The following is an 18,097-nucleotide window of genomic DNA, read 5'->3' as shown; positions in this document are numbered from 1 at the left end:
AGTGCACAAAGTAAGCGTAAATTGTAAAATTTTACTTATCTTTCTAGCTGCTTATCTGTTTGGATTTGCAGCTAGGATGCTTTGGGTATTGTGGGCAAAGGATATGCCAGAGTTTTACTTTAATGGCGAATTTATGCTTACGACAAATGACGCATACTATTACGCAGAGGGCGCTAGAGATATGCTGGCTGGTTTTCATCAGCAAAATGACTTTAGCCCCTTTAATCACCCAATCTCAACCATAGTTTTTTATATTTGCAAAATTTTACCTTTCAAGATCGAAAGCGTGATGTTTTATATGAGTGCGCTTTTAGCACCTCTTATCGCGCTTCCAGTTATCTTGATATCAAATGAGTTTAAAGCTCTAAAAGCTGGAGCTGTGGCTGCATTTATGAGCGTTATCTTGCCAGGCTATCTTGTAAGAACGTCGCTTGGCTACTTTGATAGCGATATGCTAAATGTCACGTTTGCGCTTTTTATCATCTATCTTTTGATCAGGCTTTTAAACGCAAATGAACTAAAATTTATCGTTTTACCAGGGTTTTTTGTATCGCTTTATCTTTGGTGGTATCAAAGCTCTTATGCCCTTATTTTGAGCATTATCTTTATCTTTTTTCTCTACACGCTTGCTTTTATGCGAAGCAGGACAGAAAACTACCAAGCGATATTTTTTATGTTTATAAGCATTGTTAGTTTTAATATTTTTTCAAAAGATCCACTCATTGCAAACAAAATTTTGATTTTAAATTTAGCGGTCATTGCTTTATTTTACGCCATTTTTTGCAAATATAAAAAACTACTTTCACCTAGAAATTTGAGCATTTTTCTAGCTATTATGCTAGCTATTTTTATCTATTTTGGCGGTTTTGATTTTATCATCTCAAAGATTGGCAGTTACGTTTTAAAAAGCAGCTCAGAGGTTGCAAGTAAATTTCACTTTATAAGCGAATACACGCTAATTGATGAGGTAAAAAGCACTAGCCCATTATATTTTGTCTATTTCATGGCTGGAAATATCCTTATTTTACTAGCTGCAGCGATTGGTTATTTGACGCTTTGTTTTAAATTTCGCCCATTTTTACTTAGTTTGCCACTGCTTGGACTTGGCGCTTTATCGCTATTTGGCGGAGTTAGATTTGCTATGTATATAACGCCACTTGTTGCACTTGGTTTTGGATATTTCTTACACTTTTTTTTAAATTTATTTGATCTTAGAAATTCTCTTAAAAATTTATCCTTTTTTATTTTTGCAGCTGCTGCGCTTGCTCCAAATTTAGATATCGCCTACTCTTATAGACCTCATACTTTGATCACGCATGAAGAGGCAACAGCGCTTGATCAGTTAAAAAAGACTGCTAAGCGCGATGACTACGTGCTTTCGTGGTGGGATTATGGATATGCGGTAAGGTACTTTGCTGATGTTAAGACGCTAAATGATCCTGGCAGACAAGGCGGTGAGAACGGCTATTTTGTTAGCCTTGCTTTAAGAAAAGATGAGGCAACCTCGGCCAAGCTAGCTAGAGTAGTGAGCGAGTATAGCGACATCTCGTTTGAGAAAAAGAGTAGAGCGCTAGAAGAAATTTTAAAAGATCACAATACAAGCGATCTAAACCTCTTTTTAAACCAGCTTAAAAGCGTAAATTTCACTCTGCCAGCAGCAAAAAAAGAGGTTTTTTACTATCTTGTGCCAGATATGATAGATATCGCTCCAAACATATTTAGATATAGTTACATTGACGTTATGAGTGGCGAGAAGTCAAAAGAGGAGTTTTTTTACTACATTAGTCCTATAAATAGCGTTAGCGAGGCTGGCATAGATCTTGGAAATGGCTATATCTTGCCACTAAAAGAGCCAAAATTTATCACACAAAATGGCGAAAAAGTGGCTGTAAAGTCCTTTTATAAGATAAAAGGCTCTGGCAAAGAGCTACAAATAGATGAAAAAACTATCAATGAAAAGGCGAAAATTTCTGTTTTGTTTTTAGAGGACTATGCGCGCGTGGTTTTAGTTGATGAAAATGCCTTAAATTCAGCTCTTGTACAGCTTTTTATATTTGAGCGAGCCGATGAGCGATACTTTGAGCCATTTGTCATCTCAAGTGGCGTAAAAATTTACAGGTTAAAAGTCTAATGCTAATCAATCTAATAAGCTCTATCGTCGTTTTTGTCGTATCAATGGGCATAAATTTCTTTCTTACGCCATTTATCTTAAAAAGCCTTGGCAATGAGGCTTTTGGCTTTGTAGGCCTTAGCAACGCCATCGTTAGCTACGCCGCAGTCGTAAGTGTAGCCATAAACTCAGTCAGCGGCCGCTTCGTCGCTCATGCGTGGCACAAAAAAGATCTAAGCCTTGCAAACACCTACTACTCATCAGTGCTTGTTGTAAATATCTTCTTTTGCGCCGTTGTCGTAGTGCTTAGCTCTGTTTTCATACTAAATTTGCAAAGCTTTTTAAACGTCCCTGAAAATTTACTTTTTGATGTGAGAATGACCCTTGTTTTTTACTTTATAAATTTCTGCGTTGGGCTATTTAATGGCGTTTTGACGGTCTGCGCCTTTGTGACAAACAAGCTTTACCTGCTCTCCATCAGAAATGCCATCTCAAGCGCGATCCTAGCAGCCCTTATCGTGGCACTCTTTTTCTTTTTTAAGCCGTTCATTTCATACATCGCCATTTCAGCGCTAGTTGCTAGCCTTTTTGTCTTTTTTAGCACCATTTTTATGTCGGCTCGCATCACACCGGAGCTAAAATTTAGCCTTAATAAATTTGACTTTTCTAAGATAAAAGAGCTTTTAAGCTCTGGCATTTGGAACAGCTTTAACGCGCTAAATCGCATACTTTTAACAGGCATGGACCTATTTATTTGCAACATTTTTGTAAATGCAAACGCCACGGGTCTTCTTTCAGTCGCCAAGGCCGCCCCTATCATACTGGAGAGCTTTGTAGCGCAGCTTAGCGGTATCTTTGCGCCAAAATTTGTCGAGCTTTACTCTAAAAATTTGATCACGGACCTCATAAACGAGGCTAAATTTTCGATGAAGGTGATCGCCTTTGTGATGAGCGCTCCAGCCGCATTTTTCGTCGTTTTTGGGCTGGATTTCTACACGCTTTGGCTACCTTTTAAAAGCGCAGATGAGGTCAAATTTATCTACAACGTCTCGATGATTACGCTAGTGCCCATTGTCTTTATAAGCTTTGTTTTCTCGCTTTTTAACCTTGATAGCGCGACAAACAAGCTTCGCCGACCAGCCATTGCCAACACTATCCTTGGCGTTAGCACGATCATAGCGCAGATCGCACTGCTTAAATTTAGTGACTACGGCGTTTATGGTATCGTCATCGTCGCAGCCATTTTTTATAGCATAAGAATTCTTGGCTTTGACCTTATAAATGCTGCTTTAAATTTAGAGGTGAAGCTCACCACGTTTTACGGGGTTTATTTTAAAAATTTAGCCGTTTTTGCGCTCTGCGTGCTTGCGATGTTTGCCTGCAAGGACTTTGTGAGCCTAGATAACTGGCTAAAATTTGCCATCTTTGCTGCGATATACGCCAGCGCAGCTTATGTTTTGGGATATTTTTTGTTTTTTAATGCCTTCGAGCGAGGCATAGTCTGGCGTAAAATTTTAAAAAAATTTAAAAGGTCTTAAATGAATGAAATTTATCTGATCTCTTTGGCAAAAGACACTAAAAGGCGCGAGCTTTTGCAGCAGAAATTTAGCTCTTATAATAGCTTTAATCTAATAGACGCAGTCGATGGCAGGGAGCTAAACGCGAGGGAGTACTACAAGATCATTTCGCCATCATTTAAAGCTTACGGCAAGGTTTTAAGCCCTGCTGAGGTTGGCTGTTCGCTCTCGCACGTAAAAGCTTATGAGGCATTTTTAGCAAGTGATGCGAAATTTGCACTCATATTTGAAGATGACGTGATCGGAGATGATGAGGCGATAAAAGAGGCCTTTTTAGCAGCTAGTAAGATGCCTGAAAACAGCGTGCTGATATGTGGCATGCAAGATGGACTGGAGGGCAGGTTTAGCGCCTTTGGCAAAAAGGTGGATGCTAGCCTAAGTAGGCCGCTTTGGCAGGTCTCAAAGCACTCATTTTCAAGCATTTATAGAGCAGGGGCTTATGTGCTAACCAAAAAAAGCGCTAAAAATTTGCTTGAAATTCACAAAAATGCGCTTTGTACGACCGATGTTTGGGACTATTTGCTAGGCGTTAATGGCATGCAGATGTATTTTTGCGACCTTTTTGCACACCCAACTGATCTAAGCGGCTCAAACATCGAGGGCGAGCGCCTTGAGAGGGGATACAGTGCAAATTTAAAGGCCTATATAAAAACAATTAAATTTATACTTTTCTCACGCCTTGAAAAGCTTCAAGGCTATGAGAGAATTTTTAAAAGGGGCTAAATGAGCGAGCCATTAATTAGCATCGTAACCGCGACTTATAAGCGTCCAGAGCTTTTACAAAAGGCCATAAAAAGCGCTCTAGCTCAAAGCTATAAAAACCTAGAGATAGTTGTAACGGACGATGGCGATGACGAGAGTGCGAGAGAAATTTGTAAGAGTTTTAACGACGCAAGGATCAAATTTGTAAAAAACACCACTCACAAAAAGAGCCCAAATGGCAATAAAAATAACGGCTTTGACAACGCAACAGGCGAGTTTGTCTGCTTGCTTGACGATGACGATGAGCTTTTACCAGAGGCGATTGCCCAGTGTTATGAAATTTTAAAAAGTGGCGAGTATTCGTGCGTTTTTGCAGATGCGATTTGCGAGAAAGATGGCGTGATGACCGAGGTCGTGGCTGGTAGAAGCCCATATAGCAAGAGTGGTGCGATGAGTAAGGTTGATTATCACTGTGGGCGGATAAATGGCGAGTATTTTAAGCTTTTTTCACGTGAATTTATAGACGGCTTTAGATTTGATGAGAGCAGTTTTGGCGGCGAAAACGAGCTTTATATCCGCTTTTTTGAAAAAAATGTCTTCTACCTTAAAAAGCCACTTTACATCTACCGCATCGCAAGAAGCGATAGTGCGACGCTAAATGCCAGTAAGCACGCTCTAAACGTCGCAAATGCCTACATCAAAACAGCAAATTTGCACTACGACATCGCTATCAAAAATGAGCCAAAATTTCTAGCTATGCAGTATAAAAACGCCGCTTACTACGCCAAAATAGCAGGCGAATACGGCTTAATGTTAAGTTGTATCTTTAAAAGCATTAGCATTAAATTTAGCAAAGAGGCGCTTATATTTTTGCTGCTTAGCCCACTTCCAAGTGGCATTTTACCAGCACTTTCAAAGCTTAGAGTAAAGATAAAACAAAGGTTTGGCGTATGAAGGTTTTATTTGTCACATCAACGCTTAGAAGTGGCGGTGCGGAGAGAGTTTGCGCGGTGATCGCATCAAGATTTAGCATGGATCACGATGTAAGCCTTGTTAAATTTGACAAAGATGAGCCATTTTACGAGCTAGCAAGTGGCGTGAAGCTCATAAACTTAGGCGTTGGGGCTGATGAGCTTGGCTTGGTTGGAAATTTAAAAAAGAGAGTTTTAAAGGTACTTGCTTTAAGAGCGCTCATAAGAGAGGGCAAATTTGACGCTGTGATATCCTTTTTAGACGCCGTAAATACCTTGGTACTCTTTAGCTCAGCTGGGCTAAAAACGCCTATTATTATAAGCGAGCACACAAACTACCTTGCGCCAAAAAGAGCCATTTTTAAGGTGCTAAGACGCCTTAGCTATCCATTTGCAAACGCACTTAGCGTCTTAAGCGACGAGGATCTTGGCTACTACTCGAAATTTTGCAAAAATGTGATGAAAATTTACAACCCGCTCTTTGAAGAGATACACAGTGAAAGCTTTACTAAAGAAAATTTAGTCATCTTTGTTGGCAGGCTAAATAAGATAAAAAACTGCGAAATGTTTGTAAGAGTGGCTGCAAGCTTAAAACAAAGCGGCTATAAATTTGCTGTCGCTGGAGATGGCGGCGAGAGGGTAAATTTAGAAAATTTAGCTAAAAATTTGGGTGCAGAGGTGGAGTTTTTAGGAAATGTAAGCGACATCGCCTCACTTTATAAAAGGGCAAAGGTGCTACTCTCTTGCTCAAATTTCGAGGGTCTTGGAAACACATTGATAGAGGCGATAAACTATGACTGCGTGCGGGTTGCGACAAAAACTAGCGGGGCAAAAGAGCTTATAAAAGATAGCTTTGATGGTTTGCTTTGTGAGATAAATGACGTTGATGATATGAGTAAAAAGCTTGCAAATTTGGTGCAAGATGAGGCAAAAATGGGCGAATTTGCTAAAAATGCAAGGGCTAGACTTAATGAGTTTAGCGTGGAGCAAATTTATAAAAAATGGCTGGAGCTTTTAAGGCTTGGAGGTGTGAAGTGAAAATTCTTTTTGTCATCGCTGCGCTTAGAAACGGCGGAGCCGAGCGCGTGCTAAACGTGCTTGCAAATGAGCTTTGCAAGGACAATGAGATCACTATCGCCCTGCTTGAAGAGGACCTTGGGCTTTATAAATTTAGTGAAAAGATAAATATCATAAATGTTAGCGTCACTGGTTCAGGGCTTGCTTTAAAATTTAAAAAAATCCTCGCTCTTAGAGCGCTTTTTAAAGAGCAAAGGGCTGATCTCATAATTAGCTTTATCGACTGGACAAATGTCGCTTGTGTGCTGGCAAATGCTGGGCTAAAGAGCAAACTAATAGCAACCGAGCACCACGAGCATAGCTACTTAAAAAGTAAAGTCGCAAGCGCTATGCGCGACTTTTCGTATAAATTTGTAGATGGTTTAAGCGTGCTAAGTAAAAGCGACTACGACTACTATAAATTTGCCAAAAACTGCAAGGTCATCCACAACCCACTTTTTATCGACGTGCCTGAAATTTGCGAGAAGCAAAACGTCATCTTAAGTGTGGCAAGGCTTGAGGCGGTAAAGGGCTATGATATCTATTTTGAGGCGCTTAGTAAGGTAGATAAGAGCTTGCTTGGTGGCTGGGAGATAAAGATCGCAGGCAGTGGCAGGCAAGAGAGTGAGCTAAAGCAAATGGCGTTAAATTTAGGGCTTAACATCAAATTTCTAGGTCACATGAGCGACGTTACAAAGCTTTACAGCGAGGCAAAAATTTTCTCTCTTTGCTCACGAAGCGAGGGGCTTTCAAACGTGTTAATCGAGTCAGGTGCATTTGGCTGCGCTAGGCTAAGTAGCGACACCGTGGGCGCAAGAGAGCTTATAAATGACGGCATTGACGGGCTTATCTTTAAAAATGGCGACGCAAATGATCTAAAAGAGAAACTTGAGATGCTTTTAAAAGATGAAAATTTAAGGCAAAAACTAGCAAAAAACGCCAGCGAAAGTGCAAATTTATTTAGTAAAGAAAATATCATTAAGCAGTGGCGAGAATTTATAAAAAAGGTTGTTAGCAAGTGAAAAAATTAGCCGTTTTTTTATACTCGATGGGACCTGGTGGGGCCGAGCGAAATGTGGCAAATTTACTGCCATTTTTGGTCAAACGTTATGAAGTTTATCTCATCTTAATGAGCAAGGTCATCGCCTACGAGATCCCAAGCGAGGTGCAAATCCACTTTATAGAAAATAGCGATCCTTACGAGAGCGGGCTAAAGAAGCTTGCAAGGCTCTTTTTAGCGATGCCAATGCTTGCCTTTAAATATAAAAATCTTTGCCAAAATTTAGGCATCGACACGCAGTTTGTGCTGATGAACCGTCCATGCTACATCGCTGGGGTTGCTAGGATTTTAGGGCTAAAGGCTAGGCTGGTTATCAGCGAGCGAAGCTGTCCATCGATCCTATATAAAGACGATCTAAGCGGCAGAGTTAATAAATTTTTACTCACTCATCTTTATAAAAAGGCTGATCTAATCCTCGCAAATGCAGCTGGCAACAAAGAGGATCTGGTGCGAAATTTTGGCATGAGCGAAGCAAAAACAAAGGTGCTTTATAACGCCCTTGATCTAAAAACTATAAATTTGCTAAAAGATGAGCCGCTTGAGAGCGACTTTAAGCCATTTTTCATAAACATAGGTCGCCTTGATAGCGGTAAAAATCAAGCCATGCTAATAAAAATAATAGCTTCGATTAACGACCCTCGCGCCACGCTTGGCATCCTTGGCAAAGGGCCTTTAAAAGATGAGCTGCAAAATTTGATAGATAAATTTGGCGTGGGCGAGCGAGTAAAGCTTCTTGGCACTGATAAAAACCCTTTTAGGCATATAAAAAACGCCTCTTGCTTGCTTTGTGCCTCGCGTTTTGAGGGCTTTTCAAATGTGCTTTTGGAAGCACTAGCATGCGAAAAAACTATCATCTCAACCGAGCACAAGAGCGGCGCAAAGGAGCTTTTGGGCGATAGCGAGTTTGGCATCTTAGTGCCAGTTGATGACGAAAATGCGATGAAAGAGGCGATGATAAAAGTGCTTAACGAGCCAGAAATAAGGCAAAATTTTGAAAATGTTGCGTATAATCGGGCTAAATTTTTTGATAGTGAAAACATAGCGAGCGAGCTTATAAAATTTTTGGAAAATCCTAATGAATAGAAATTTATTTTTTAAAAATTACTCTTTATACCTTATGATATTTGCCGCAGTCATCTTTGGCATGGTTTGCAGGCTTTACTGGGTCTTTTGGGCGAGCGAGTATCCAGTCTTTTTCTGGAACAACGAGCTGATGATCAGCACAAACGATGGCTATGCATTTGCCGAGGGCGCAAGGGATATGTTAGCTGGCTTTCACCAGGAAAACGACCTTAGCTACTACGGCTATCCACTCTCGACACTTACTTACTGGATCGTGAAATTTCTGGGCGTCAAGCTCGAGACGGCGATGATTTATATGAGTGTATTTTTTTCGTCGCTTGTGGCTGTGCCTGTTATCTTGATCGCAAATGAATACAAAGCAAAAATGGCTGGCTTCATAGCTGCACTTCTTGCAGTGATCGCAAATAGCTACTACAACCGCACAATGGCAGGATATTACGACACTGACATGCTCATCATCCCACTTAGCGTTTTTGTCGTTTGGGGACTTGTTAGAGTGCTTGAGAAAAAGGACGCAAAGAGCCTGATAATAGCACCTTTAAGCGTGCTTATCTATATGTGGTGGTATATGAGCGCCTTTTCGCTTATTAGCATTTTAACTGGACTATTTTTACTTTACACGCTCATTTTTGATAGGAAAAATCCACTTTTTTACCTTGAAATTTCACTGCTTTTACTTGCCATTTCTAATCTTGATCTAACTCTTAAATTTATCGCTGTTATCGCTATTTACGCACTTTGCCTATTTAAAAAAGAGGTGATAAATTTAAAAATTGCTCTTGGCATTTTGGCAATTATCTTTGTCGTTTTTGTTGTCCGTGGCGGGCTAAATCCGATAATCTTTCAACTTAAATTTTACGTCTTTAGAGATGCGCCTGAAGTTGGTGGTATGAGCTTTCATTTTTTTAATGTCAATCAAACTATCCAAGAGTCAAGCGTCGTTGATTTTATGCTATTTTGCGAGAGGATCAGCGCAAATGTCATCACATTTTTGATCTCGCTTGCAGGCGTTGCTCTTTTTTGCTTTAAACACCGCTCATTTGCCGTCTCGCTTGGTATGCTCGCACTTGGCTTTTTAGCCTTTAAAAGCGGCCTTAGATTTACCATTTACGCCGTGCCTATCATGGCGCTTGGCTTTGGCTACTTAGTGGAGTTCGTGCTTGCGAATTTAAAGCTAAAAGAGGCCGTTTTAAATCTCATAAGAGCGTTCATAGCGGCTCTTGTGCTTGCTCCAGCGCTCATTCACATCTATGGCTACAAGGCTGAGCCAGTCTTTGTAAATAAAGAGGTTGAAATTTTAAATAAGCTAAAAAGCATCGCAGGACGCGAAGACTACGTGGTTGCGTGGTGGGACTATGGATATCCGATTAGATATTACAGCGATGTTAAGACGCTAATTGACGGCGGAAAGCACCTTGGACGTGAAAATTTTGCCGTGAGTTTTGCGCTTGGAAGCGACGAGATGAGCTCGGCAAATATGGCAAGGCTTGATGTTGAGTATACGGAGCGAAATTTCAAAGAGCACTTTAATGGCAACTTGGCTCAAATTTTAAAAGATAGAAATTTAAGCGTTGATCAGTTTTTTAGCGAGATAAAAGAGGCAAATTTTAGCCTGCCAGCAAAGAGCAGAGAGATATATTATTACCTACCAGATAGGATGCTTAGTATCTTCCCGACCATTTTGCAGTTTAGTAAGATCGATCTAAAAAGTGGTAAAAATTTAAACAACGGACTTTTCATCACCACAAGAGCGATCTCGCAAAGCGAAAAGGGCATTAGGCTAAGTGGTGGATTTACTCTAACAAGTGATGTCACAAATTTGATCTATGATGGCAATGTCTTACCACTAAGATCTTTCATAGAGACCGACTACAACGAGGCTGGCAAGCTAAATGTAAAAGAGTATAAAAATAATGAAAGCTCAAACATTTCTGTCATTTTTATGAGGGATTATGGCAGATTCATCATCCTTGATGAGAGCATTTTAAATAGCGCCTACATACAGCTTTTCGTGCTTGAAAGATACGATCCTAAGGTCTTTGAGTCAGTCATACTTGATGGGGCGGCAAAAGTTTATAGGCTAAAGAGGTAGATATGGCAAGGATAGGATTTTTAAGCCACGCTGATATGAGCATACACTTTTTTAGACGCCCTATCATGCAGGCTTTAAAAGATATGGGGCATGAGGTTTTTGCTATCGCTCCAAAAGGAAATTTCACTAATGAGCTTGCTAAAAGCTTTCACACCGTCACCTACGAGCTTGATAAGGCGAGCCTAAATCCGCTAACCGTGATAAATAACTCAAAAAAACTATCTCAAATTTTAGGCGAGCTAAATTTAGACCTGCTGCAAACTGGCGCTCACAAGTCAAATGTCTTTGGCACATTTGCTGCTAAAAACGCTGGCATAAAGCACGTGATAAATTTGGTTGAGGGCCTTGGTAGCTTTTATATCGATGATGATATTAAGACAAAGGCCGTGCGTTTTGTCATGGAGAGCCTTTATAAGCTCTCTTTTGCAAAGGCTGATGCTTGCATCTTCGTAAATGACGCAGATCCAGACTATCTGATCTCTAAAAATTTGATAGATAAAAGCAAAGTGTACCGCATAAAAAGTGTCGGCGTCGATACTGCTAAATTTGACCCAGCTATCACGCAGGCGGCGGACTTGGGTGAAAAAAAGGTTATTTTAATGATCGCCAGAGCCATGTGGCACAAGGGCGTTCGTGAATTTTACGAGGCAGCAGAAATTTTAAATGGCTATAAAAACTGCGAATTTGTCTTTGTGGGCGAGGGCTTTGCTGGTAATAAATCAACCGCAGACGAGAGCTTTTTAAAAGGTGGCAAAGTGCGATATCTTGGCGCTAGGAACGACATACCACAGCTTTTAAAAGCTTCTTACTTGCTGGCTTTGCCAAGCTATAAAGAGGGCTTTCCAAGAACGGTTTTAGAGGCTATGAGCATGGCTAAAGCAGTCGTTGCAAGTGACGTGACAGGCTGTAATGAAGCTGTAAGAGAGGGCTACAACGGACTTTTATGTAAGGTAAAAGACGCAAGCGATCTTGCTAGTAAGATAAAAATTTTACTTGATGACGAAGCGCTTTGCGCTAAGCTTGGAGCAAATGGCAGGGACTGGGCAGTTAGTGAGTTTGACGAGAAGCAAATCGCAAAAAGATATATAGAAATTTATAGGAAATTTATAGATGTATAGAAATTTTTTAAAGAGGGTGATTGATATTTTGGGAGCTTTGTTTTTGCTCATCTTAACATCGCCTATCATCATAGCAACCGCGATATTTATCTATTTTAAGGTAAGCCGCGACGTCATTTTTACACAGGCAAGACCAGGGCTAAATGAGAAAATTTTTAAAATTTATAAATTTAAGACGATGAGTGACGAGCGTGACGCAAATGGCGAGCTCTTGCCAGATGATCAGCGTCTTGGTAAATTTGGCAAACTGATCCGCTCACTTAGCCTTGATGAGTTGCCACAGCTCTTTAACGTGCTAAAAGGCGATATGAGTTTTATCGGACCAAGGCCGCTTTTGGTCGAGTATCTACCCATCTACAACGAAACGCAAAAGCACCGCCACGACGTGCGCCCTGGTATCACGGGCCTAGCGCAGGTAAATGGCAGAAATGCCATAAGCTGGGAGAAAAAATTTGAGTATGACGTCTATTACGCTCAAAATTTAAGCTTTATGCTTGATGTAAAGATCGCTTTGCAGACAATAGAAAAGGTGCTAAAACGAAGTGGTGTAAGCAAAGAAGGGCAGGCGACGACGGAGAAATTTAATGGCAAAAACTAAGAAAATTTACATCTACGGAGCGAGTGGGCATGGCCTTGTGATCGCTGACATCGCCAAAAATAATGGCTATGATGAGATAGCTTTTTTAGATGATGCTAGTGAGTGTAAATTTAGCCCAGAGCTTGAAAAAGCTGACATCATAATAGCCATAGGTGATAATAAAACAAGGCAAAAGATCAGCCAAAAGGTAGAGGATGCTGGCTTTGAGATAGTAAATTTGATCCATAAAAGCGCGGTTGTGAGCGAGAGTGCTGTGATAGAAAAAGGTGTGGTTGTCATGCCAAATGCCGTGATAAACGCAAAAGCTTGCATAAAAGAGGGCGCTATCATAAACTCTGGTGCGGTGATAGAGCATGAGTGTGTGATAGGTAAATTTGCTCACATCAGCCCAAATGCAGCTCTTGCTGGAAATGTGAGCGTGGGCGAATTTACGCATGTTGGCATTGGCTCAAGCGTCATTCAAGGCATAAATATCGGTAAAAACTGCATCATAGGCGCTGGAAGCGTGGTCGTTAGAGATATAAAGGACGGCATAAAGGCGTATGGCGTGCCTGCATGCGAGCGCGCTAAGTTATAAATTTAAAAATAAGTGCTAAAATCGCCAAAAAATCACGAAAGGTATGAAAATGGATAGGGTTTTTTTATCTCCACCAAACATGAGTGGAAAAGAGCAGGAATATATAAAAAAAGTTTTTGAAAGCAACTACATAGCGCCACTTGGCGAATATGTCAATAAATTTGAAGATAGCATAAAAAGCTACACTGGTGCCAAAGATGCTCTTGCACTATGCGCTGGAACCGCGGCACTTCACCTAGCACTTCGCGTCCTTGGCGTAAAAGAGGGCGATCTTGTGCTAGCTTCTAGCTTTACTTTTATGGCTTCAGTCTCGCCGATACTTTATGAAAAGGCAACTCCAGTCTTCATCGACTGCGATGAGAGCTGGAATTTAAGCCCAGAGCTACTAAAAAAAGCGATCTCAAATTTACCTAAAAAGCCAAAAGCGCTAGTCGTCACTCATCTTTATGGACAAGCTTCAAAGATGAAAGAAATTTGCGAAATTTGCCAAAACGAAGGGATCGCCTTGGTGGAGGACGCAGCTGAAGCACTTGGTGGATTTTACGGTGGCAAGGCGCTTGGCACATTTGGCGTGATGGGCGGATATAGCTTTAATGGCAACAAGATCATCACTACTTCAGGTGGTGGCATGCTAGTTGGAGATAGCGAATTTGTAGAAAAAGCTAGATTTTACAGCACGCAAGCAAGAGAGCCTTTGCTTCACTATGAGCACAAGGACTACGGCTACAACTACCGCTTAAGCAACGTCCTAGGCGCTATTGGCGTGGCTCAGATGGAGGTTTTAGAAAAGAGAGTCGAGCAAAAGAGAAAAGTATTTGAAATTTATGAAAAAGAGCTTGGCGATATTTTAGAATTTATGCCAGAGCTACCAAATTCTCGTGGCAACAGATGGCTCACAACCGGCGTTTTTGCTAAAAAAGATGCACATTTAAAGGTTATAAAAGCATTAGCTGATGAAAACATCGAGAGCCGTCCGCTTTGGAAGCCTATGCACTTGCAGCCTGTCTTTAAAGGTGCGTTAAGCTTTGTTGATGGATATAGTGAAGACCTATTTTCAAGAGGAATTTGCTTGCCAAGCGGCAGCGATATGAGCGAGCAGACACAAGAAAGAGTGATAAAAATAGTCAAGGATAATGCGTAAATGTTTCATGCAACGAAGTTAAAAAGGCTCGTATTTTTCCTTCTTGGCGATGTTTTTATATTTGTTTTTTCGATATATGCAGCATATCTTTTAAGATTTAACGCCGACATCCCGGACATATACGTGCAAGGGCTTTTTGTAACGGCTGGATTTTTGATAGTATTTAAGCTCTTTTTTATGTGGATGTTTAAAATTTACAAGGTGCCGTGGAGATTTTTTGGCTTAAATGAAGCTCGTAAAATTTTCCTAGCTCACGTTTGCGCGGCGATCTTATTTACGATCGTATTTTTCATCATACAAGATTTTTTAAATCCTTACCCAAGAAGCGTCATATTTATCGACCTTCTCATCTCATGCCTACTTATCGGGCTTTTGAGAATTTCAAAGCGTATGGTGCTTGACTTTTCAAACAGACCTCACAAAGGCGAGCCTTGTATCGTTATAGGCGCAACTTCAAAGGCTCTTCACGTCTTACGTGGCTTAAAACAGGGCTATCTTGACTACTATGCAGTTGGTGTGGTAGATGGCAGAAGCGATCTTGTTGGCACATATTGTGATGGATTTTTAGTTCAAGATAAAAAAGATATACCAAGCCTTATAAAAGACTACGACGCAAAGACTGCTATCATCGCACTAGCACTTGATCAAGACGAGCTTCAAGCTTTAGTTGATGAGCTAACTGGATATGGCATAAGAGATATGAAGCTCTTTTCGCTTATCGAAAATGAGCCGATCAAAGATATCTCGATCGAAGATCTGCTCGCTAGAAAGCCAAAAGACCTTAATCCAGAAGCCATTTCAAATTTCTTAAAAGACAAAAAAGTGCTTGTCACTGGAGCTGGCGGCAGCATAGGAAGCGAAATTTGTAAGCAGTGTTTGAAATATGGCGTAAGTGAGCTTATAATGGTCGAGCACAGCGAGTTTAACCTTTATAAAATAGGCGAAGATACAAGAGATAAAAGAACTGTTAGTAAGCTTGTAAATATCACAAATTTAAAAGACTTTGAAGAGGTTTTTGAAGAATTTAGACCAGAGATCGTCATCCACGCTGCAGCCTACAAACACGTACCACTTTGCGAGCTAAATCCTCGCTCAGCAGTTGAAAACAACATCCTTGGCACAAAAAATGCAGTCGATCTTTCTAAAAAATATGGTGCTAAGAAATTTGTCATGATCTCTTCAGACAAGGCAGTGCGCCCAACAAACATAATGGGTACAACTAAGCGTGTTTGCGAGCTTTATGCGCTAAATTCAAACGAAGCAGGTGTCTGCGAGATAGTTTGTGTGCGCTTTGGTAACGTCCTTGGCTCAAGTGGCTCAGTCATACCTAAATTTAAAGCGCAGATCGCTGCAAACAAGCCTTTAAGCGTCACGCACCCAGAGATCACAAGATACTTTATGCTTACATCTGAAGCGTGCCAGCTAGTCCTTCAAGCAGCCTCTATCGCAAAAGGCGGAGAGCTTTTCGTGCTTGACATGGGCGAGCCAGTTAAGATCGTCGATCTTGCTAAAAAGATGCTTCTGCTTTCAAACAAAGAGCATCTGGGTATCGAATTTGTGGGGCTTAGACCTGGCGAAAAGCTTTATGAAGAGCTACTTATCAACAAAGATGACGTTCAAACTAAGTATGAGTCGATCTTCGTGACACACTCACAGCCATACGATCTGACCCTTTTAAATTCACAGATAAATGGGCTTTTGCAGCTTGAAGATGATGAGGTAGCGCCTGCTCTTAAGGTGATCGTGCCAGAGTTTAACCATGCATTAAATTTAAAAGGCTAGTTTTGGTTATAAAAGATATTAAGAGATTTAGTGACACGAGATATAAGGCAAGGGCGTATATCTGCTATTTATTTAGTAGAAATTTGCCAAACAGACTGCCTGGAGTGTGCTTAGAAAACATAAAAGCTGGCTTTGATAAGATCAGCCACGAAATAGAAAATTTTGACGCACTATACATTTTAGACGAAAATGGCATACAGATCGAAGACTCGATAAGTCTAAATGAAAAGTATAAAATTCCAAAAGGTGAAAACCGCGCAAACAAAGCCTACTACTACACCGCTGTGCGCGAGAAAAGGTGCGTTTTAAGTGATCCATATCCATCAAGTCTAAATGGAGGTTTGTGTGTCACAGCAAGCGTGCCTATCTATAATGAAAAAAATGAGCTTAAATTTATCGCTTGCATCGACATAAGCCTAGAAAATATCCTAAATATGGTCGATAGCGGCTTTGTCGAGGAGCATTTTGGTAGATTTTTAAAGACAGTTTATGCGCTCTTTTGTGCATCGCTTTTTATGATCTGCGCATTTTTATTTTGGCACGGCGTAAAGAGCTTTATCTCAAAGAGCATCGAGCATATAAATGTCGAAGAAATTTTTGAATCAACCATCATTTTAACGCTGGCTCTTGCCATTTTTGACCTTGTTAAGACGATATTTGAAGAAGAAGTTTTAGGTAAAAATCACGAAGAAAATAGCGTGATATATAAGACGATGGTTAGATTTATCGGCTCTATCATCATCGCACTTGCGATCGAGGCGCTTATGCTAGTCTTTAAATTCGCTATCACTGCACCTGAAAATATCATAAACGCTATCTATCTAATAGGCGGCGTGGCGATGCTGATGGCGGCACTTAGCTTTTATCTCTTTAGCGTAAAAAGACAAGAGAACAGATGATCGCTATTATTGATTATGGCGCGGGCAACATCAAAAGCGTGATAAATGCTTTTAAATTTCTTGGTCATGAGTGCGTTTTGCTAAGTGAGCCTGATAGTTTAAAAGAGCACTCACACATCGTTTTGCCGGGCGTTGGAGCTTTTGGTGAGGCGATGAAAAAGCTAAAGATGAACGGCATGGATGAAGCTATAAAAGAGGCTGTAAAAAGTGGAAAAGCCTTTATAGGAATTTGCCTTGGCATGCAGCTTTTGTTTGAAAAAAGCTTTGAATTTGGCGAGTATGATGGGCTTTCTCTTTTGCCAGGCGAGGTCGTTAAATTTGATGAAGCTAAATTTGATAAGCCACTAAAGATCCCACACGTTGGCTGGAATACGCTTAGCTTTAAACAAAATAGCCCTTTAAGGTTAGGATTGAAAGAGCTTGAGTATTTATACTTTGTGCATAGCTACCACGTGGTTTGTGATGATAAATTTGCGCTTGCAAAGACAACTTATGGATATGAATTTACAAGTGCGGTGCAGCATGAAAATCTCTTTGGCTTTCAGCCACATCCAGAAAAAAGTCACGAGGTTGGGCTTAAAATTTTAGAAAATTTTGCGAGGTTGTGATGGAAATTTTCCCAGCGATAGATCTAAAAGAGGGGCAGGCGGTTAGGCTTAGTAAAGGGCTCATGCAAAGCGCTAAAATTTACAGCAGTGAGCCAAGTGAGCTTGCTAAGAGGTTTGAAGGCTACGGCGCAAAATGGCTACATGTGGTCGATCTTGACGGCGCATTTGCAGGAGAAACTATAAATTTTAACACGATAGAAAAGATAGTAAAAGCTACAAATTTAAAGGTGCAAGTGGGTGGTGGCATAAGAGATGAAGAGCGCATAAAGCGCTATTTGGACCTTGGAGTTAGCAGGGTGATCCTTGGCTCAGTTGCTCTAAAAGATCCAGAATTTACAGCAAAAATGGCTGGAATTTATAGGGTCGTAGTTGGCATTGATGCCAAAGATGGCTATGTGGCAGTACAAGGCTGGGGCGAGGTTTCAAGTATAAAAGCGGTCGATCTTGCAAAAAAATTTGCAGATGTGGGTGTAGAAGCTGTGATTTGCACCGATATTAACAAAGATGGAATGCTTGGCGGAGTTAATGTTGATTTTAGCTTGCAAATAGCTAGAAGCAGCAAGCTTGAAACCATAGCAAGTGGCGGTGTGAGCGATATAAACGACATTTTAGCGCTAAAAGAGACAAATGAGATCGGCGGCGTGATCGTTGGTAAAGCTTACTATGAAGGACGACTTGATTTAAAAGATGCTTTCAAACAAGTTGGCTAGCGTTAAAGCTTTT

Annotated in this window: 16 protein-coding genes; all 16 read left to right on the top strand. The window is 40.7% G+C overall.

All coding sequences use genetic code 11. From position 1 onward, the window contains the following. The first annotated feature begins 1 nt into the window (after nucleotide 1). Genes CYP77_RS01535 through hisA form a run of 16 tightly spaced genes read left to right on the top strand, consistent with a single transcriptional unit; the run spans nucleotide 2 to nucleotide 18,084 of the window. Nucleotides 2-2,131 (top strand): STT3 domain-containing protein, encoded by a 2,130-nt coding sequence (locus tag CYP77_RS01535; protein WP_103567238.1) that lies wholly within the window; start codon nucleotides 2-4, stop codon nucleotides 2,129-2,131. Next, the gene (locus tag CYP77_RS01530; protein WP_103567239.1) at nucleotides 2,131-3,648 is read left to right on the top strand and encodes an MATE family efflux transporter; all 1,518 of its coding nucleotides are present in this window, start codon (nucleotides 2,131-2,133) and stop codon (nucleotides 3,646-3,648) included. Before CYP77_RS01535 ends, CYP77_RS01530 begins: the two co-directional genes overlap by 1 nt. Further along, the gene (locus CYP77_RS01525) at nucleotides 3,649-4,410 is read left to right on the top strand and encodes a glycosyltransferase family 25 protein (RefSeq protein WP_103567240.1); all 762 of its coding nucleotides are present in this window, start codon (nucleotides 3,649-3,651) and stop codon (nucleotides 4,408-4,410) included. Next, on the top strand, nucleotides 4,411-5,343 hold the full coding sequence (locus CYP77_RS01520) for a glycosyltransferase family 2 protein (RefSeq protein WP_103567241.1): 933 nt from the start codon (nucleotides 4,411-4,413) through the stop codon (nucleotides 5,341-5,343). It begins immediately after the preceding gene. Next, a complete protein-coding gene (locus CYP77_RS01515; RefSeq protein ID WP_103567242.1) occupies nucleotides 5,340-6,398 on the top strand; it encodes a glycosyltransferase in 1,059 nt (352 codons plus the stop codon). Before CYP77_RS01520 ends, CYP77_RS01515 begins: the two co-directional genes overlap by 4 nt. Further along, a complete protein-coding gene (locus CYP77_RS01510; RefSeq protein ID WP_103567243.1) occupies nucleotides 6,395-7,438 on the top strand; it encodes a glycosyltransferase in 1,044 nt (347 codons plus the stop codon). The genes CYP77_RS01515 and CYP77_RS01510 overlap by 4 nt, the downstream gene beginning before the upstream one ends. Beyond that, a complete protein-coding gene (gene pglJ, locus CYP77_RS01505) occupies nucleotides 7,435-8,559 on the top strand; it encodes an N-acetylgalactosamine-N,N'-diacetylbacillosaminyl-diphospho-undecaprenol 4-alpha-N-acetylgalactosaminyltransferase (protein WP_103567244.1) in 1,125 nt (374 codons plus the stop codon). Before CYP77_RS01510 ends, pglJ begins: the two co-directional genes overlap by 4 nt. Further along, on the top strand, nucleotides 8,552-10,651 hold the full coding sequence (locus tag CYP77_RS01500) for an STT3 domain-containing protein (protein WP_103567245.1): 2,100 nt from the start codon (nucleotides 8,552-8,554) through the stop codon (nucleotides 10,649-10,651). Before pglJ ends, CYP77_RS01500 begins: the two co-directional genes overlap by 8 nt. Before the next feature lie 2 nt (nucleotides 10,652-10,653). Beyond that, nucleotides 10,654-11,769, top strand: coding sequence for a N,N'-diacetylbacillosaminyl-diphospho-undecaprenol alpha-1,3-N-acetylgalactosaminyltransferase (pglA, locus tag CYP77_RS01495; protein ID WP_103567246.1), 1,116 nt, complete (start codon nucleotides 10,654-10,656; stop codon nucleotides 11,767-11,769). After that, the gene (pglC, locus tag CYP77_RS01490) at nucleotides 11,762-12,367 is read left to right on the top strand and encodes an undecaprenyl phosphate N,N'-diacetylbacillosamine 1-phosphate transferase (protein WP_103567247.1); all 606 of its coding nucleotides are present in this window, start codon (nucleotides 11,762-11,764) and stop codon (nucleotides 12,365-12,367) included. The genes pglA and pglC overlap by 8 nt, the downstream gene beginning before the upstream one ends. Beyond that, nucleotides 12,354-12,944, top strand: a complete 591-nt coding sequence (gene pglD, locus CYP77_RS01485) for a UDP-N-acetylbacillosamine N-acetyltransferase (protein WP_103567248.1) — start codon at nucleotides 12,354-12,356, stop codon at nucleotides 12,942-12,944. Before pglC ends, pglD begins: the two co-directional genes overlap by 14 nt. Nucleotides 12,945-12,993: 49 nt before the next feature. Next, a complete protein-coding gene (gene pglE, locus CYP77_RS01480; protein WP_103567249.1) occupies nucleotides 12,994-14,085 on the top strand; it encodes a UDP-N-acetylbacillosamine transaminase in 1,092 nt (363 codons plus the stop codon). Further along, a complete protein-coding gene (gene pglF, locus CYP77_RS01475; protein ID WP_012140180.1) occupies nucleotides 14,086-15,867 on the top strand; it encodes a UDP-N-acetylglucosamine 4,6-dehydratase (configuration-retaining) in 1,782 nt (593 codons plus the stop codon). A 2-nt stretch (nucleotides 15,868-15,869) separates the two neighbouring features. Then, nucleotides 15,870-16,766, top strand: a complete 897-nt coding sequence (locus tag CYP77_RS01470; protein WP_009294679.1) for a PDC sensor domain-containing protein — start codon at nucleotides 15,870-15,872, stop codon at nucleotides 16,764-16,766. Continuing rightward, the gene (hisH, locus tag CYP77_RS01465) at nucleotides 16,763-17,374 is read left to right on the top strand and encodes an imidazole glycerol phosphate synthase subunit HisH (protein WP_103567250.1); all 612 of its coding nucleotides are present in this window, start codon (nucleotides 16,763-16,765) and stop codon (nucleotides 17,372-17,374) included. The genes CYP77_RS01470 and hisH overlap by 4 nt, the downstream gene beginning before the upstream one ends. Continuing rightward, nucleotides 17,374-18,084, top strand: coding sequence for a 1-(5-phosphoribosyl)-5-[(5-phosphoribosylamino)methylideneamino]imidazole-4-carboxamide isomerase (gene hisA / locus CYP77_RS01460; protein WP_103567251.1), 711 nt, complete (start codon nucleotides 17,374-17,376; stop codon nucleotides 18,082-18,084). Before hisH ends, hisA begins: the two co-directional genes overlap by 1 nt. Nucleotides 18,085-18,097 lie beyond the last annotated feature (13 nt).

The sequence above is a fragment of the Campylobacter concisus genome (assembly GCF_002913865.1).
GTDB classification, from domain to species: domain Bacteria; phylum Campylobacterota; class Campylobacteria; order Campylobacterales; family Campylobacteraceae; genus Campylobacter_A; species Campylobacter_A concisus_AM.
The sequence above is the reverse complement of the archived record's forward strand: the minus strand, read 5'-3'. Positions and strand labels throughout refer to the sequence as shown.

Excerpts from the sequence above, each read along its gene's own strand:
- CYP77_RS01530 (WP_103567239.1), top strand. The coding sequence starts at position 2,131 with ATGCTAATCAATCTAATAAGCTCTATCGTCGTTTTTGTCGTATCAATG.
- CYP77_RS01525 (WP_103567240.1), top strand. The coding sequence starts at position 3,649 with ATGAATGAAATTTATCTGATCTCTTTGGCAAAAGACACTAAAAGGCGC.
- CYP77_RS01520 (WP_103567241.1), top strand. The coding sequence starts at position 4,411 with ATGAGCGAGCCATTAATTAGCATCGTAACCGCGACTTATAAGCGTCCA.
- CYP77_RS01515 (WP_103567242.1), top strand. The coding sequence starts at position 5,340 with ATGAAGGTTTTATTTGTCACATCAACGCTTAGAAGTGGCGGTGCGGAG.
- CYP77_RS01500 (WP_103567245.1), top strand. The coding sequence starts at position 8,552 with ATGAATAGAAATTTATTTTTTAAAAATTACTCTTTATACCTTATGATA.
- pglA (WP_103567246.1), top strand. The coding sequence starts at position 10,654 with ATGGCAAGGATAGGATTTTTAAGCCACGCTGATATGAGCATACACTTT.
- pglC (WP_103567247.1), top strand. The coding sequence starts at position 11,762 with ATGTATAGAAATTTTTTAAAGAGGGTGATTGATATTTTGGGAGCTTTG.
- pglD (WP_103567248.1), top strand. The coding sequence starts at position 12,354 with ATGGCAAAAACTAAGAAAATTTACATCTACGGAGCGAGTGGGCATGGC.
- pglE (WP_103567249.1), top strand. The coding sequence starts at position 12,994 with ATGGATAGGGTTTTTTTATCTCCACCAAACATGAGTGGAAAAGAGCAG.
- pglF (WP_012140180.1), top strand. The coding sequence starts at position 14,086 with ATGTTTCATGCAACGAAGTTAAAAAGGCTCGTATTTTTCCTTCTTGGC.
- hisH (WP_103567250.1), top strand. The coding sequence starts at position 16,763 with ATGATCGCTATTATTGATTATGGCGCGGGCAACATCAAAAGCGTGATA.
- hisA (WP_103567251.1), top strand. The coding sequence starts at position 17,374 with ATGGAAATTTTCCCAGCGATAGATCTAAAAGAGGGGCAGGCGGTTAGG.